The following is a 14,937-nucleotide window of genomic DNA, read 5'->3' as shown; positions in this document are numbered from 1 at the left end:
ATGAAACAACTCCTCAAACAAGTATTTAGCAGTCAAAAACACCTCATCCGGCTAATTTTACCATTGGTGACGGTTATATTAGCAGCTTCGCTTTTTGCCGCACCTGCTTTAGCCACAGGTGTGTATCAAATACCCAATCTTACAGCAGGAAATAACACCTGGGTTTTGGATCAAGCTGAAGTCATCAGCCGTCTGAATGAAGGCAAGATTAGCAGCGCTCTCGAGGATTTAGCAAAGCAAACAGATAAGGAAGTTAGAATTGTAACTGTTCGCCGTCTTGACTACGGTGAAACACCAGAAAGCTTCACCAAACAGTTGTTTGAAAAATGGTTTCCTTCAAAAGAAGCCCAAGCTAATCAAACCTTATTAGTTATTGATACAGTTACCAATGGTACTGCAATTATTACTGGGGATAAAGTCAAACTAATACTTACTGACTCTATTGCCGAGAGTGTAGCTACCGAAACAATAAGTGTGCCGTTACGCGATGGTAACAAATACAACCAGGCATTCCTTGATGCGAGCGATCGCCTTGTTGCCGTCCTTTCTGGAAAAGCCGATCCAGGGCCACCCCAAATCATTGACAATGTGCAGGTAGAAGGAACCTACAAGAAAGCAGAAGAAACGAACCAAGGTAGTGCTACTGCTTGGGTTGTAGGATTGTTAATTGCCGCCACCGTTATTCCAATGGCGACTTACTACATCTATCAGATAAATCAGCCCTCATCTGATGGGTAATGGGAAAGTGAGGAGTGATTCAATTTTAGATTTTAGATTTTAGATTTTAGATTTTTCTTTCAATCCAAAATTAAAAATCTAAAATTGGCTTAGTCCTGAACATACTCTTGTCCTGTTATTAAAGCCACCTCAGCCCGGACAAATTCTCTACCCAAATAAGCTGCATGATCTAACTGGGTAACAGGAGAGGGCTGAGTTTCTTCGAAAATCTTCACGCAAAGTTCTTTCGCCGTTCTCGCGCTAAAAACCGTTGTGTAAGTTCGTTCCACCTTTTCTCGCGCCGGAATTACCTTCCCCGTTTCTGGATCGATAGCTAAACCACGCTCATCAATCACATTTGTAAAATGCTTGGCATAAATTAACTGTGCGTCTTTATCCAAGTAGATAATGAAATATCCACCAGGATCAAGGTCAATATGACGCTGGGAAAGTTTATCATCAATTGCGGCTAAATTTTCAACTATTAAATCCATAAGCACTATAAAAAGAAAATTTCTTTTCTCAGGGTTTTTACACTATATATCAAGTGTAATTCCTATCTTACTTAGGATTATTTATATCTTTAAGATATTTGTAATTTCTTTTACTGAAAATTTAATATTGTGGTTGGCTATAAATTATACATATTTTTGAATATTTCGTAACGACGAAATTTTGTACTTTGCAACCCGCAGATTCCCGACTTCTCAAAGAAGTCGGGAATCTTGTAGATCACGAATGCGCGATCGCTTCACCTACGCCTTAGATTCTGATTTAATATCTTTACGTTCTACATAATAGGAACCTAAAACCAGTGCATCCATGTGAGTTCTCAAAAAGCACTGAATCGCTTCTGTAGGTGTCCGAACAATCGGTTCATTTTCATTGAGAGACGTATTTAAGACGATGGGAATACCAGTCCGTTGAGCAAAGGTATTAATCAAATCCCAATAAAGAGGATTAGTTTTGTGACTGACACTTTGTAAGCGCCCAGTACCATCAACATGGGTGACAGCCGGAATTTGCTCTCTTTTTTCAGCACGAATTTTGAAGACTTTTTCCATAAATGGCGCTGGTTCATCAACCTCAAAAAATTCCCCTACCCGTTCTTCCAAAATACTGGGAGCAAAGGGACGGAACTTTTCCCGGAATTTGATTTTCAGGTTGATAATATCCCGCATATCAGCACGTCGTGGATCGGCGAGAAGGGATCTGTTACCCAAAGCTCTAGCAGCAAACTCCATTCTCCCTTGGAACCAACCGACTACTTTACCTTCACAAAGCGCGTCCACAACATGGTGTAGCAGTGCTTCTTTCTCTCGGATTTGAGGTTGTAAATCGTGTGCTTGCAAAGCTAGCAAGCATTCTTCATCAGTAAACTCCGAACCCCAATAAGCATGATCTAAAACAAAGTGACGTGGTTGCTTGAGTAGATGATTCCAGATAAAGAAGGCTGCCCCGATTGATGTACCATTGTCAGCAGCACCTACTGGAATATAGATATTCTTAAAGGGAGTATTTTGAGTAATCTTGCCATTGGCAACAGAATTCATCGCTACACCACCCGCTAAACAGAGATTCTCACTCTTGTAGCGATCGCTCAATCGGTTGATTAAATGAAAAATGATTTCTTCCGTCACTGCTTGCACAGAAGCAGCAATGTTTTGATGTTTTTGAGTAACTTCTGATTTAGAATTTCGCGCCGGCCCCAATAATTTTTCTAGTTCTGGGCTGTGGAAAGGTTCAACAATGGGCGCTCCATCTTCCCACTTCATGGCGATACCTTGCTCATGGTGATTGAAGTAATCTAAATTCAACTCAAAACTATCACCTTTAGGATAAATAAGTCGCCGAAATACTTCCAAATATTCTGGTTCACCGTAAGGTGCTAATCCCATCACCTTATATTCATCACCATAAGCGGGAAAGCCTAAATAAAGGGTGATGGCGTTGTAAAGATAACCAATGGAGTGAGGATAATGAGTGCGATCGAAGTACTCTAAACGATTACCTTCACCAGCAGCTGCTAGAGTACTCACAAAGTCTCCCATGCCATCAATGGATAAGATAGCTGCTTTTTCAAAGGGTGAAATGAAAAAGGCACTGGCTAGGTGAGTTGTATGGTGTTCCAGGTTATGGATTGTAGCCGGAATCTTTTCAGGTGTGGAATAACAAGCTTCTGCTAACTGTTGCTTAAGACTTGTAGATTTACTTTGTTTGTTGAACCGATCTAAAAGCGATGATAAGGAAGGACGTTGTTTGAGAGTAAAAAGAAGCTTGCGATTTAGGTTAGCTTTGGGGTTAAAGGATACCGCCACATGATCCAAGTCTGCTGCACTAATACCACCAACTTTTAAGCAATAGCGAATAGATTCTGCGGGAAATCCAGCCCAATGTTTAACTCTATTAAACCGTTCTTCTTCAACTGCGGCAATTAGTTGGCCATCTTGAACCAGACAAGCTGAAGCATCACCGTGGTAAGCATTTATTCCTAAGATATTCATATAAGTTTTATTCTGATTTATGAGGTTGGTTAGAATTTGAATGATTTACAGTTATCTTATCTAGACCGTGAGTATAAATTTTGAAAAAATCTCATATCCAGGTAAAGATAAGAGAGATAAGAGAAAATTTTAGTGTTAACCAACAATTTAGGATTGCTGTAGAAAATCATTTCTAAGTAAATTGATTTTACATATTTGTCTCCTCTAATTTTTCTAACTCCAATAGCCGAATTGCTAGGAGAGTTTCTGCTAACACTCGTTGGAGTGCATAATACCATCCATGCCAGCCGTCTAGAATACCACCTTTGAGAATCAGGCAGTAAATTAAGATGATAAAGGGAGCGAGAATTTTTTGTTTACGGATGCGATCGCTAAAACTAAGTTCACTTTTTGGAGTCTCTAGCAGTTTTTTAGCTTCAATTACCATATAGCGATCCTGTGCCCACAACCAACGGCTTAGGGGTTTGCGATCGTCATGATGAATATAGGCAGAAAGCATTCTCGAATTGCCATCTACCCAAACCCGATGGGCATGTCCATCATCTTTATAAATCGCTTTTTCTCTTTTATAGAGTACATTTCGGGGCGGAAGTAGAGTTCCACGCAGGGGTTTACCAAAAATGCAATACTTGAATCTGAAGCTGTAGCTATCTACATCAGATGTTGGTAATGCTTTAATTTCATTAACTAGCTCATCTGTTAAGACATAATCAGCATCAAGAGAAAGCACCCATTCAGATGTAATTTTTTCTAAGCCGTAGTTACATTGAGCAGCAAAGGAATCAAATTTTCTTTGAAAAACTTGCACTTGCGGATAGGAGTGTAAAATCTCTAAAGTTTCATCTGTACTGAAACTGTCAATTACAACAATTGATTTTGCCCAGATGAGACTCTGGAGGTTGCGACGAATATTTGGAGCTTCATTATAAGTGAGTATTAGCGGAGTTATTTCTGACGATAGCATAAATACTTTTTAAAGATTTTATTAAAAACTTAGATTAAGTCAAGAATAATTAAGAGTGGTTTTTGCGTTCATAAAAGTCTTGCCTAATCAAGATAATAGTGCGACTTTGTTGGACTAAATTAATACTTTTTGGTAATTCAACTAATTGATAACCTTTATATTTATTTAAATAATTTTCCTGAGTTAAGGGAATTTCTATAATTGCTGCCGGTGCTACACCTGATACAACTAGCTTTGCAGAATCTTCGAGGCTGGGGATATTGCTATTCAGCCAACCAGAACCATAATAGTAAATATATTTAATCAACGGTATACGCCCGCTCATGTAATAGATTCTAGCGGGATTTTCCGATAAAGTTAATATTTTTTCTTCAGAGGGCAGATAAAGATTTAACACATTTATAATTTCATGCATTTGTGTTAAATCAATCGCCAATCGATTTTGCCTAATCATTACTGTGCCTCCCCAAACCACACCTGCGGTATATGTAAGGAGAATAAAGGTAATGATGGAAATTAACAATAATTGAATATTTTTTGAATTAAACTGGTTTTGAAAATTTTGCCAAAATTCACTCAATATTATAGAAACCCAGATTGCTAGAAAAACTAGAGATGTCCCAGTATAGTGTGTATTACTGGTTTGATGTAAAGTTGGTAGTAGAGACAAAATACCAACTATAAGGAGTAAGAATGATTCAGCTAAATTAGCATTACTTTTTAAGGAATTACGTAAATTTTTATTTACGAATAAAATTGAGATACAGGGAATTGTTAACCAGACAGATGGGATTTTTATCCAAAGTTTAAATGTATCAACCAAATTAATAGGTTTTTTTGCAAAGCTGATAGTGCTATTGAAAACAGCATCATAAAAATCATGCCATATCCCACCCACAATGACGAAAACAACTACTATTATAGGTATGATTGCAAATCCAGAGACAAGCATTATGCAACGGCTTAAAAAGGATTGCAAAGATAGTTTTTGTCCAAGAGTTGCAGTGAGTTGAGCAAGGATAATTGCTGCTAAATAAATTACAGCTACTTGTTTGAAAAGAAAAGCAAGACTGATCAGAATTCCACAGATTAACCATGAGCTTTTAATGTGACGGCGCTTTCCAGAGATTGCCACGATCGCAGCAAACCCAAAAAAAGCACAGAATTGATCTGTATGAAAGCTATAGCCTTGGGCAATCGTATAAGATAATCCAAATATCCAAGCCACCAAATACGCTGCTAAACGACCCCAGTACTTATTAGTATATTGAATTACCCAAGCGCCAAAAACAGCAGCAAATACAAACAAGAAAATCCGTGGTGCTAGCCAATGACTGTTGCTGACAGCAGCGATCGCAGCACCCAAATAATAGATTCCTGGTGGTTTATTGTCAAATACATCTCGATATGGCACTAATCCATCAAGGATTAACTCTCCAATTTTAAGAAAAACAGAATCATCAAATATACCAATCCCTCTAAAAAAGAACAAGGGAGAAGACAAGATTAAACATAAACTCAAAGCTGTGTAAGGTGAGCTAATAATTTTCCAATTAACTTTAATCATCCAAATTTAAATAGTATTTTAAATTTTATATCACTCAATATTGATTACTGACTTAATGTTTTTCCATATAATTAATGAAGATCATCTAAAGCTAGCTGTCAACAGGAGAAAATTGCAGGATAGATTCATAAATTTGTTGCATTTTGACGGCTACTTGATCCCAGGTGTAATTCTCCAAAATAATTTTACGAGCGCGATCGCCCATATCTTCAGCTTCTGAGGTATGAGTAAGATGTTGTTCAACAGCTTTAGCGATCGCTAATACATCCAAATCGGGAACATAACCCAGTTGGTTTTGTTGAACAACAGCAGCTAGAGCAACGCCAGGAGTAACAAGGACGGGAATACCAACAGCCAAAGCTTCTAAGACTGCTACTCCGAAATTTTCCGAATAAGATGTGAGGGCAAATAAATTTGACCCTTGGATAAATAAGTTTTTTGTCTCTCCGGTTACAAATCCAGTTAAGTAGGTGCGATCGCGAATGCCATTTGAGATTAAAAGAGACTCAATTTCCGCTTCGTACTCTTTGGAACCACTGCCTGCAATAACAAAAGTGAAACGGTAATTAGTGAGTTTGCCCAAGGCGGGGATGAGATAATCTAGTCCTTTTTTGGGGTGTAAACGGGATAAAAATAAAATTATTGGTTCATCTGCTGGAACTTTCAAATGTTCCCGAAGTAGAGAACGGGCATTAGGGATAGCAGAAGGAATAGAGAGTCCGTGGGGTAGAACAAAGCTAGGGGTGTTGAGAGCTAAACGAGAAACTTCTTGTTCTTCTTGTTCAGAGGTAACATGAAGCGCCTGAGCGTGGTTCAGGTTAGCCCGTTCGATCAAGTTGAGATAAATCTGTTTTCTGCGAGCGCTTTGCTGAAGCGACCATTCACACAGTTGTCCTAGTGGGCGAACAATATAAGGAATGCCTTGAAGACGAGCGATCGCCATTGCCACCGTAGAAGCATAGGAAAATATCGCATGGATGTGTAGCAAATCATACTTAGCAACATTTTGCCACAACCACGTTGTTAACTGACTAGAAAAAGCAAATTCTCTTATAAAGTTAACTTTAGGAGAAAAGCGTGAGAAAAACCGAACTGGTACTTGCTTATACTCTATAGGCTTGCCAAGAGGTACGTTGAGTAAATCATTGCCATTATCATTAGTAGTGACGATTTCAGTATCAATGCCTAAATTTCGCAGTGCTTTAACTGTATCCACCACTGCTTGACTAGGCCCACCTCGCACTGATGCTACTGAAGGAATAATATGCAGGATTTTCATGTCATGTTTATCCAAAACTTTAACGTTTTGAACTAGTACAATAGGGCAAAAATAACTAGACAGTTCTAAACTAACAAAAAATTCAACTCTCAGTACCTAATATTTAAAATAAATAGTAAATAAACTTTCATCTTTATTTACTATTTATTTGCATGACCACAGCTAGTCCTACTACATTAGCATTAGTTCAAATATATTCTATTGATGTAGGTATCAAATTGACTGTTTTCTGGATGTGGCCTTAAGGGAATTTTCGGCCCAAATGGTAATGCTGATAAGGTGTAAGTAACTGCTACAAGTAAACGATCCTTATTTTTAGGAACCAAAGAGCGGTGCAATACATAGCTATTTTCAAGCCAAGCCAAGCCTGCCTCACCAGTAATTTTTGTTAAGTTATTTACTATCGGAAAATCATGATTATTCATGTCTAAATCTCTCGTTCTAGGCGGTAGTAACCATGTATGAGATTTTTTAATAAATGCATGACATCCAGAATCTTCGTCTACATCAGTTAAATATATAAATAACTTAATTTCTGACCAGTCATCGACATCTCTATGAAATTCTTCGGGATTTGCAAAATATCGTTCATTTAAATTTGCTTCAACATCAAAGCCAGCCAATAGCCACCAAATTTGTATCAAAGAAATTGTTGGCTTGGCTCCAAATCTATCCTCTATTATGCTTAAAACTCTTGTTTCATTTGCCAGATCCAATAGATGAGGAGTATCAATTATGTCCTCTGGTGCATAGTAGGCATGAATACAGAATTTATGAGCAGATTTTGGCGCACTAAATTTTCCATTTTCTGGACGCTGACGATCAAAGCATAATTTTGGAGACAGATATGACTTCATTTCCTCAACTTGAGCCTTTGTCACAAAGTTCTCCAAGACAACTAACCCATACTCTTGCAAGGTCTTAATATTTTTTTTAGTCTCAAGCTCAATTTTTAAATTTTGACTTTTCGGCAGAAAACAGGAAAATAAATGTGCGATTAATCTCCTGGAGTTGGGATTTAAAATGAGCATTTGAAAATAGTATAATGCCCATTTGTAATCAGTCAAAGCTTGTTTGATTAATCGGATATACCTATTTATTTTCTTTTCCATTGCTAGAACATTGTGGAGAGGATCATGTTCATTTAGCATTTTCATCCCACCAATGATGTAAAATCGCTAAACTCCAATTACGATACCATAGTATCAGGTTAATTGCTAGCTAGTATGTTGTGAAATAGATTAACTAGTCGAACATAATTAATTACACAATGTCATTGCGAACGCTACATCCGCAATGATGGTAAATATTTTTGTCCATCTCTCATTTTTATCCAGCAATTTCATTCCACCAATGGTGCAGAATCGCTAAACTCCAATTGCGATACCATAATATCAGGTCAATATCTGCGCCTAATTCATGGTTTGGAAAATAATCGCTCCAATCTTTTTCTATCCATTCTTGAAAGGGAAAAAAGAAACCTCGTTTGGGACGATTAAGTACCCAACTTGGTAACTCAGGAATTGACTGAATTAATAATTGTTTACCGCGTGCAAGACGCATTGTACTAGGAATAGAAGCGATGGATTCTAGTAAAGCGCGATCTACTAAGGGGACTCGTAATTCTAACCCCCATGCCATACTCATAACATCGCTATCTCGTAATAGCTGATTACGCATATAACAACTTAATTCTAGTCGGCTCACTTCGTCTTCTAAAGAAGGAAGATTTGTTGATATGCTTGTATTTTGAAAAACATCCTTTTCCCATATAGGGAATGAATTTGGAAGTTGACCTGAAGAATCTTTCAAGTAATGCTGAGTAATTTTCCAGGCTTCTCTTTGAGAGAAAATTCCCCTGAAACTGCGATAAGCTGCTGCTGTTGTTGGCTTTTGCTGTAAAAAGTCTCCTAAGCGTTTGATTCGTGGTGATTTGCCCCAAGATGCTAATCCTTTACCGATGCCAGTACTAATAGGTTGAATTTTCTGGAGTTGCTGACCCCAGCGCACCATCTTTGGTACTTGTTGAAATGTTTTATAACCACCGAATAACTCATCTCCCCCCAATCCAGATAAAACCACTTTAGTCCCATCTTTGTGGGCAATTTGAGACACACAAAAAGTATTGAAGCCGTCAATACTGGGTTGATCGATACTTGCTAAAAACTTTGGTAATAGTTCTCTTCCTAATGATGCTGTAACTTTATATTCTGTATGGTCTGTATCAAATTCTCTAGCAATTTTTTGGGCAAGTTCTCCTTCATTCCATTCATCTTCTTCAAAAGCAATTGAGTAAGTGCGTAAACTACCTTTCTGAGTTTGACGCGCTAAGGCAACAATTGAGGTTGAGTCAATTCCACCACTAAGAAAAATCCCTACTGGCACGTCGCTGATAAAGTGATGTTCGATAGAATCAATCAGAGCATTACGAACTTTTTCTTTGGCTTCTGGCAGAGAAATTTCTTCAGAAGTAAAGTTAATTTGCCAATATTGTTCTTTTCTGAGATTACCTGCTTGCCAACGTAACCAATGACCAGCTTCTAAACAGTGAATCCCTGCAATGAGAGTGTGAGGTTCTGGTACTGTTCCACTAACAAGATAGCCATATAAACCCTCTGGACTTAAGGCAATGCTAGGTAATTTTGATGCCAGAACTGCTCTAAGTTCTGAGGCAAATATTAGAGTTGAGCCAGATTGCCAATAGTATAAAGGTTTAATTCCTAAAGCATCGCGGGCAATAAAGCAGCTTTGTTCTTGGTTATCCCAAATAGCAAAGGCAAACATTCCCCGCAAATTCTTGACACATTCTGCTCCTTGCTGTTGGTAAAGTTTCAGAATAACTTCAGTATCTGTTTGTGAATAAAACTTTTCGCCTTTTGCTTCTAGAGTCTGTCGTAATTCCAAAAAATTGTAAATTTCCCCATTAAAGGTAATCCAATAGCGTCCATCAGGTGTAGACATCGGCTGATGCCCTGCCGCACTAAGATCGAGAATAGAAAGGCGAGTATGAGCAAAAGCAACTTCTCTATCTGGGGAAATATAAATTCCTTGGTCGTCAGGGCCACGATGCTGTAGAGCAGTTTGCATTCTCAGCATCAAAGTTTCTAAGCTATTTTTTATTTCAGTTTTAGTTAAAATTCCGGCAATGCCACACATAAAAGATAATTTAATTATTAAGCGGTTTAATAGAATTAAGAATTTTGCAACAACAATCTTGCTTGATTTTCCTAATTAGCTAAATTGCTGTAGTAAATTTTCATGAAATTGATTTTACTATTTTCAATAATTATGATTAAAAATAATATATTGATAAATCTCAACCATTTCGACTGCTACTTTGTCCCAAGTATATTTCTCTCTAATCATTTGACGAGCGCGATCGCCCATATCTTTAGCTGCTTGGGGATGAGTGAGATATTCTTCAATAGCTTTGGCGATCGCCAACACATCCAATTCTGGAACGTAACCCAGTTGATGTTCTTGAACTACAGAAGCCAAAGCCACACCAGGGGTAACAAGGACGGGAACACCCATAGCTAAAGCTTCTAGAACTGCTAAACCGAAGTTTTCGGCGTGGGATGTCAGGGCAAATAGATCAGAACCTTGGATAAAGAGGTTTTTTGTCTCTCCAGCAATAAATCCCGCCAGATAGGTGCGATCGCGAATGCCATGTGAAACCAGGGCTGACTCAATTTCTGCTTCATACTCTTGCGAACCACTACCTGCTATGACAAAAGTGAAACGGTGATGAGTGAGTTTGCCTAATGCGGGGATAAGATAGTCTAGCCCTTTTTTAGGATGCAAACGGGATAAAAATAAAATTATTGGTTCATCCTCTGGCAGGTTGAGATGTTGCCGAAGTAGAGAACGAGCATCAAGAATCTGGGGAGGGTGAGAAAGTCCGTGTGGTAATACAAAACTGGGGGCGCTAAGTCCCAATTGAGCAACTTCTTGCTTTTCTAATTGGGAGGTAAGGTGGATCGCTTGAGAGTGGTTGAGGTTAGCTTGCTCGATTAGCCTCATGTAAATTTGCTTTTTGCAGGTGCTTTGCTGCAAAGACCATTTGGATAACAAGCCATGTGGGATAACAACATAGGGAATATTTTGCAGACGAGCGATCGCCATTGCCATCGTCGAAGCATAAGAGAAAATGGCATGAATATGTAAAATGTCGTACCGGGAAATATTATTCCAGAGCCATGCTGTTAACTGCCAAGAAAAGGCGTATTCTCTGACAAGTTTGATCGGCGGTGAAAAGCGAGAGAAAAACCAAATTGGAACTTGCTTATATTCAATGAGTTTTTTTAAAGGAACATCAAGTAAGTAATCGCCGTTATCGTTAGTAGTGGCAATCTCAACATCAACATTGTTAGCTCGTAATGCCTTAACCATATCCAGAACAACAAGGCTTGGCCCGCCCCGTACCTGGGGAACAGAGGGAATCACATGGAGAACTTTCATAGCGGATATCCGCAGCACAGTCTAGCAAGATGCACCATTTAAGCTGTTTAGAAAAAATTAAGAACTATAAAATTAAATTGTTTTTACTTTATTATCATGTTTTTCATTAATGGCTTGGTGATAAAGTTTAATATACCCGGAAATCATTTTCTCTGCTGAAAATTTTTGAGAATTTATAAATCCTTTTGACTTCATCTGTTTTAGCGTGGGTAGATTCCGAATTATCTCTTCTGCTGTTTCTTTCGGCTGATCAGGTTCTATGTATATAGCTGCTTCTCCTCCTACCTCATTCATCGGGGAACGGTTGGATGTAAATACAGGGCAACCACAAGCTTGAGCTTCTATAATTGGCCAACCAAAGCCTTCATAGAGGGAAGGGAAAAGTAAAGCTGTAGCAACAGAATAGATGGCTCTAAGGTTTTCGTTATCAATTTCTATTAACTCTATGACTTTTTGCGTCATATTATGCATTTTGATAAACTGACGCATTTCATCAGTCATGGGTTTACCCACCATAACTAAGTAAAATTCTGGTTTTTGAAGTTGCAAAATTAGCTGATAGAAGATTGATAGAACTCCTAATCGGTTTTTATACCAGTGATTTGCCCCTACATGCAGAATAAATTGACAATTTTGAGGAATTCCCAAAGCTTTTAAACGTGGTTGGGATTCTATGGCTGTCATGGGGGTATAAGGATAGTTTAAACCCATAGGAATCACAGATACAGCACTCTTAGACAGAGAGCAAAGACGTAAAACATCACTTTTAGTCTGTTCTGAAACACAAGCAACTTTATGCGCTCGGTTGAGTCCCCTCATCACCATTTGCTGGAATTGTTTACCAGTCCATCCAGTCTGATATTCAGGAAATTCCCCCAAACCAGAACGAATTGGAAATAAGTCATGACAAGTAATGACATGGGGTGTATTTCCCAAATATTTTACGTAAACTGCATTGCCTTGATCGCAAATGTGAACTATATCTGCCCAAGATAATGCTTGACGCAATTGTGCTGGAAAAAACACAAATTTATCAATATAACCTAACCATTTTCTGAGCGAATTTGGCGATGAAATCATTTTGCCAAACCAAGGATTTGGGCGAATTATTCGGACTTGATGCCCAAGTTGGGTTAAGTAATTTTCTAACATAGAAGCAAATATATCCATACTTTGGATTGCATCTAGTTGATAATTACCTATCAACAAAATTTTCATTAATTACTATTCTTTTGTTTAGAGGATTTTGATTTCAAAAACCAGAGGAGTCGCTTGGCATTAATTACCGTTTCAGCAGGTAATATAGATTTTAGTATGTTTTTATTAAGAGCCTCTAACGTCTTGGGTAACAACTGCTTCTGTAGCTCCAAAATATCTGGAAGTTTCATAGTAGCAACTGATGTGTTAGGAAAAGCCGGGTAGTCTCTCTTAAAACCAAATCCGAGGTAATCCATCACCTCTGGAGTCAGATTATCGAGGTACTCAGTATTCACGATATTTTTTTCACCATGCCCGACATTTTCACTACCAACCTGATCGACTTGAAAAAGTAAGGTAGTTCTGTTATAGGTTTTATCCTGAAAAGGTTCGGCTCTATGTATTCCGTGGATATCACATAAGATCAGACTTCCCTTTCGCATGGGAAATGTTAGTATATCTTTGCTATATGTATTGTCGATGTAGCTATCACTAAGGTAAATTTCGTGGCTATATTTGCGAGACCACTTATGAGAGTCTTTTATATATTGAAAGGCATTCTTTTCAACATCAGATAAATAAAACAAAAATAATAGACCTGGCATATTGTGCTTTTCAGATAATTGCTTACCAATTTGGCGATTATTATCTGTATGCCAAGGCATGTGAGAATTTTGAGAGGTTTGATAAACTCGATGATTAGTTAATTTATAATCATCGGTAAAATATTCTTTGCATACATCCAAAACTTGTCTAGAGGTAATGACATCGTATGTTTTTTTAGAGCCAGCTAGACAATGGGTAAAAAATTTGATGTCTTGAGCAGTAACTACACCAACATCATTATTATTCAGCAATATTTGATTAAAGTTAATTTCTTGAAGGAGTTCTTCAACATACTGAGGAGTTATTGCTTGTTCAAAAGCAAAATATCCCTTGGTTTTGAGGTCATTAACTATTTCGCTAGTACTGAAATTCACAAAGTCTGGATTAAACATGGTTGATTAACTATCTTTTTTTTGATATTCAAAAACTTAAATAAATGTGAAATTTTGCTCTAAGTAATTCCCAAGAGTTTTTTGAAACTTTTCAAAACCAAATTGTTCAATTACTTTTGCTCTTAATGCCTCTGGTTGATAGATTAGAGGATGAGAATAAGTGCCTTGTAGGATTTGAATTATAGTTTGGGCGATCGCTTCTAGATCGTCAGGATCAACAAGTGCGCCTAATTCTCCCTGACAGAGGGCATCCTGTGCCCCATCTTGATTACCTCCAAGGGTGGGTTTCCCGCAGGCAAGAGCCTCTAGGTAAACAATGCCAAATCCTTCTGCTTTACTTGGCATTGCAAATAGATCGCACAGATGGTAATGAGAGCTAAGTTCTTCATCAGAAACGTAGCCAGTTAAGGTTACGCAATCTTGAAGTTGATATTTAGAAATTAGCTCCTCAATTCGGGGTTGATCGTCTCCCTTACCAACCAAAACGTAATGAACATTAGGAATAGCCTGACGAATTTGGGGTAAAGCAGCCAGAATTTTGTCGTAGCCTTTATATTGCTCCAATTGGGAAAGGCGAGCAACGGTAAGGATAATCGGTTGTTCAGGTGTCAAACCATATCGTTTCAAGAGGCTATCAGGCTTGGGTGCAATCTGAAAATCATCTGCATCAAAGGTATTGGGTAGAACTACAACTTTGTCTGGATCAAGGTTTTGTTCTTTGAGAAGGCGATCGCGTGTATGATGACTAACAGCTAAAATGCGATCGGCATGGTGCAAAGCATTTTGTAGAGTTGGATTCTGAAGATTCCAGACCTCAATCCCATGAGCTACAACCCAGTAAGGAATGCCCATTAATCGTTTCAACAGGTACGCAGCAACGCTAAAGTTGAGATGAGAGGTTATAATTAAGTTAGGATTTTGCTGTATTCCATATCCTAAAATTTGAGCAGCAAAAACAATTGTCCGTAAAGGTAATGACCAAGTTCCTGCAAAGTAAAATTGGGTATTAGCTTTAAAAAAAGATTTTGGTGAGCAGCGAGTATCTTGTTTGAGAAAAATATTATAATTAACCTTGGGATACAAGTTTTGTAATGCCTCAAGTAAAAATGCTGAATAAACTTGAATTCCACCCTTAAATTCAAAAATCTCTGGAAACCATAAGGAGATTTTTTTATATTTCTGATATTTGTGTTTTTCCATAAAAAAGCTTTAGGCTCTAGTCTGTATTATATCTCAGTAAGCGGGCACAA

General features: G+C 38.0%; 12 protein-coding genes. 1 reads left to right on the top strand and 11 read right to left on the bottom strand.

Annotated elements, in window-relative coordinates; genetic code table 11:
• On the top strand, window positions 1-738 hold the full coding sequence (psb32, locus tag VB732_RS14600; protein WP_323231585.1) for a photosystem II repair protein Psb32: 738 nt from the start codon (window positions 1-3) through the stop codon (window positions 736-738).
• Window positions 739-827: 89 nt separating this feature from the next.
• Here psb32 and VB732_RS14595 read toward each other — a convergent pair whose 3' ends face one another.
• The 11 genes from VB732_RS14595 to VB732_RS14545 form a co-directional block, all read right to left on the bottom strand.
• Window positions 828-1,211: a DUF4346 domain-containing protein gene (locus VB732_RS14595; RefSeq protein ID WP_323231584.1), complete on the bottom strand. Its 384-nt coding sequence runs from the start codon at window positions 1,209-1,211 to the stop codon at window positions 828-830.
• 261 nt (window positions 1,212-1,472) lie between these two features.
• Window positions 1,473-3,221, bottom strand: coding sequence for a carbamoyltransferase (locus VB732_RS14590; RefSeq protein WP_323231583.1), 1,749 nt, complete (start codon window positions 3,219-3,221; stop codon window positions 1,473-1,475).
• A gap of 187 nt (window positions 3,222-3,408) precedes the next feature.
• Window positions 3,409-4,185 carry a glycosyltransferase family 2 protein gene (locus VB732_RS14585; protein ID WP_323231582.1) on the bottom strand — a complete coding sequence of 259 codons (777 nt, stop codon included), beginning with the start codon at window positions 4,183-4,185 and terminating at the stop codon, window positions 3,409-3,411.
• A 49-nt stretch (window positions 4,186-4,234) separates the two neighbouring features.
• Complete coding sequence (locus VB732_RS14580; protein ID WP_323231581.1) at window positions 4,235-5,752, bottom strand: ArnT family glycosyltransferase; 1,518 nt, start codon at window positions 5,750-5,752, stop codon at window positions 4,235-4,237.
• A gap of 91 nt (window positions 5,753-5,843) precedes the next feature.
• Complete coding sequence (locus VB732_RS14575) at window positions 5,844-7,031, bottom strand: glycosyltransferase (RefSeq protein WP_323231580.1); 1,188 nt, start codon at window positions 7,029-7,031, stop codon at window positions 5,844-5,846.
• Between the two features lie 182 nt (window positions 7,032-7,213).
• Window positions 7,214-8,143, bottom strand: a complete 930-nt coding sequence (locus VB732_RS14570) for a phytanoyl-CoA dioxygenase family protein (RefSeq protein ID WP_323231579.1) — start codon at window positions 8,141-8,143, stop codon at window positions 7,214-7,216.
• A 217-nt stretch (window positions 8,144-8,360) separates the two neighbouring features.
• Window positions 8,361-10,187: an asparagine synthase (glutamine-hydrolyzing) gene (gene asnB, locus VB732_RS14565; protein ID WP_323231578.1), complete on the bottom strand. Its 1,827-nt coding sequence runs from the start codon at window positions 10,185-10,187 to the stop codon at window positions 8,361-8,363.
• Window positions 10,188-10,310: 123 nt separating this feature from the next.
• Window positions 10,311-11,492: a glycosyltransferase gene (locus VB732_RS14560; protein ID WP_323231577.1), complete on the bottom strand. Its 1,182-nt coding sequence runs from the start codon at window positions 11,490-11,492 to the stop codon at window positions 10,311-10,313.
• A gap of 72 nt (window positions 11,493-11,564) precedes the next feature.
• Entirely contained in the window at window positions 11,565-12,710 is a 1,146-nt protein-coding gene (locus VB732_RS14555) for a glycosyltransferase family 1 protein (RefSeq protein ID WP_323231576.1), read from the bottom strand.
• Window positions 12,710-13,687, bottom strand: a complete 978-nt coding sequence (locus tag VB732_RS14550) for a phytanoyl-CoA dioxygenase family protein (RefSeq protein ID WP_323231575.1) — start codon at window positions 13,685-13,687, stop codon at window positions 12,710-12,712. The genes VB732_RS14555 and VB732_RS14550 overlap by 1 nt, the downstream gene beginning before the upstream one ends.
• 36 nt (window positions 13,688-13,723) lie before the next feature.
• Window positions 13,724-14,887 (bottom strand): glycosyltransferase, encoded by a 1,164-nt coding sequence (locus VB732_RS14545; RefSeq protein WP_323231574.1) that lies wholly within the window; start codon window positions 14,885-14,887, stop codon window positions 13,724-13,726.
• Window positions 14,888-14,937 lie beyond the last annotated feature (50 nt).

The organism is Nostoc sp. UHCC 0252 (assembly GCF_034931145.1).
Classification (GTDB): domain Bacteria; phylum Cyanobacteriota; class Cyanobacteriia; order Cyanobacteriales; family Nostocaceae; genus Nostoc.
The sequence above is the reverse complement of the archived record's forward strand: the minus strand, read 5'-3'. Positions and strand labels throughout refer to the sequence as shown.

Excerpts from the sequence above, each read along its gene's own strand:
- psb32 (WP_323231585.1), top strand. The coding sequence starts at position 1 with ATGAAACAACTCCTCAAACAAGTATTTAGCAGTCAAAAACACCTCATC.
- VB732_RS14595 (WP_323231584.1), bottom strand. The coding sequence starts at position 1,211 with ATGGATTTAATAGTTGAAAATTTAGCCGCAATTGATGATAAACTTTCC.
- VB732_RS14590 (WP_323231583.1), bottom strand. The coding sequence starts at position 3,221 with ATGAATATCTTAGGAATAAATGCTTACCACGGTGATGCTTCAGCTTGT.
- VB732_RS14585 (WP_323231582.1), bottom strand. The coding sequence starts at position 4,185 with ATGCTATCGTCAGAAATAACTCCGCTAATACTCACTTATAATGAAGCT.
- VB732_RS14580 (WP_323231581.1), bottom strand. The coding sequence starts at position 5,752 with ATGATTAAAGTTAATTGGAAAATTATTAGCTCACCTTACACAGCTTTG.
- VB732_RS14575 (WP_323231580.1), bottom strand. The coding sequence starts at position 7,031 with ATGAAAATCCTGCATATTATTCCTTCAGTAGCATCAGTGCGAGGTGGG.
- VB732_RS14570 (WP_323231579.1), bottom strand. The coding sequence starts at position 8,143 with ATGGAAAAGAAAATAAATAGGTATATCCGATTAATCAAACAAGCTTTG.
- asnB (WP_323231578.1), bottom strand. The coding sequence starts at position 10,187 with ATGTGTGGCATTGCCGGAATTTTAACTAAAACTGAAATAAAAAATAGC.
- VB732_RS14560 (WP_323231577.1), bottom strand. The coding sequence starts at position 11,492 with ATGAAAGTTCTCCATGTGATTCCCTCTGTTCCCCAGGTACGGGGCGGG.
- VB732_RS14555 (WP_323231576.1), bottom strand. The coding sequence starts at position 12,710 with ATGAAAATTTTGTTGATAGGTAATTATCAACTAGATGCAATCCAAAGT.
- VB732_RS14550 (WP_323231575.1), bottom strand. The coding sequence starts at position 13,687 with ATGTTTAATCCAGACTTTGTGAATTTCAGTACTAGCGAAATAGTTAAT.
- VB732_RS14545 (WP_323231574.1), bottom strand. The coding sequence starts at position 14,887 with ATGGAAAAACACAAATATCAGAAATATAAAAAAATCTCCTTATGGTTT.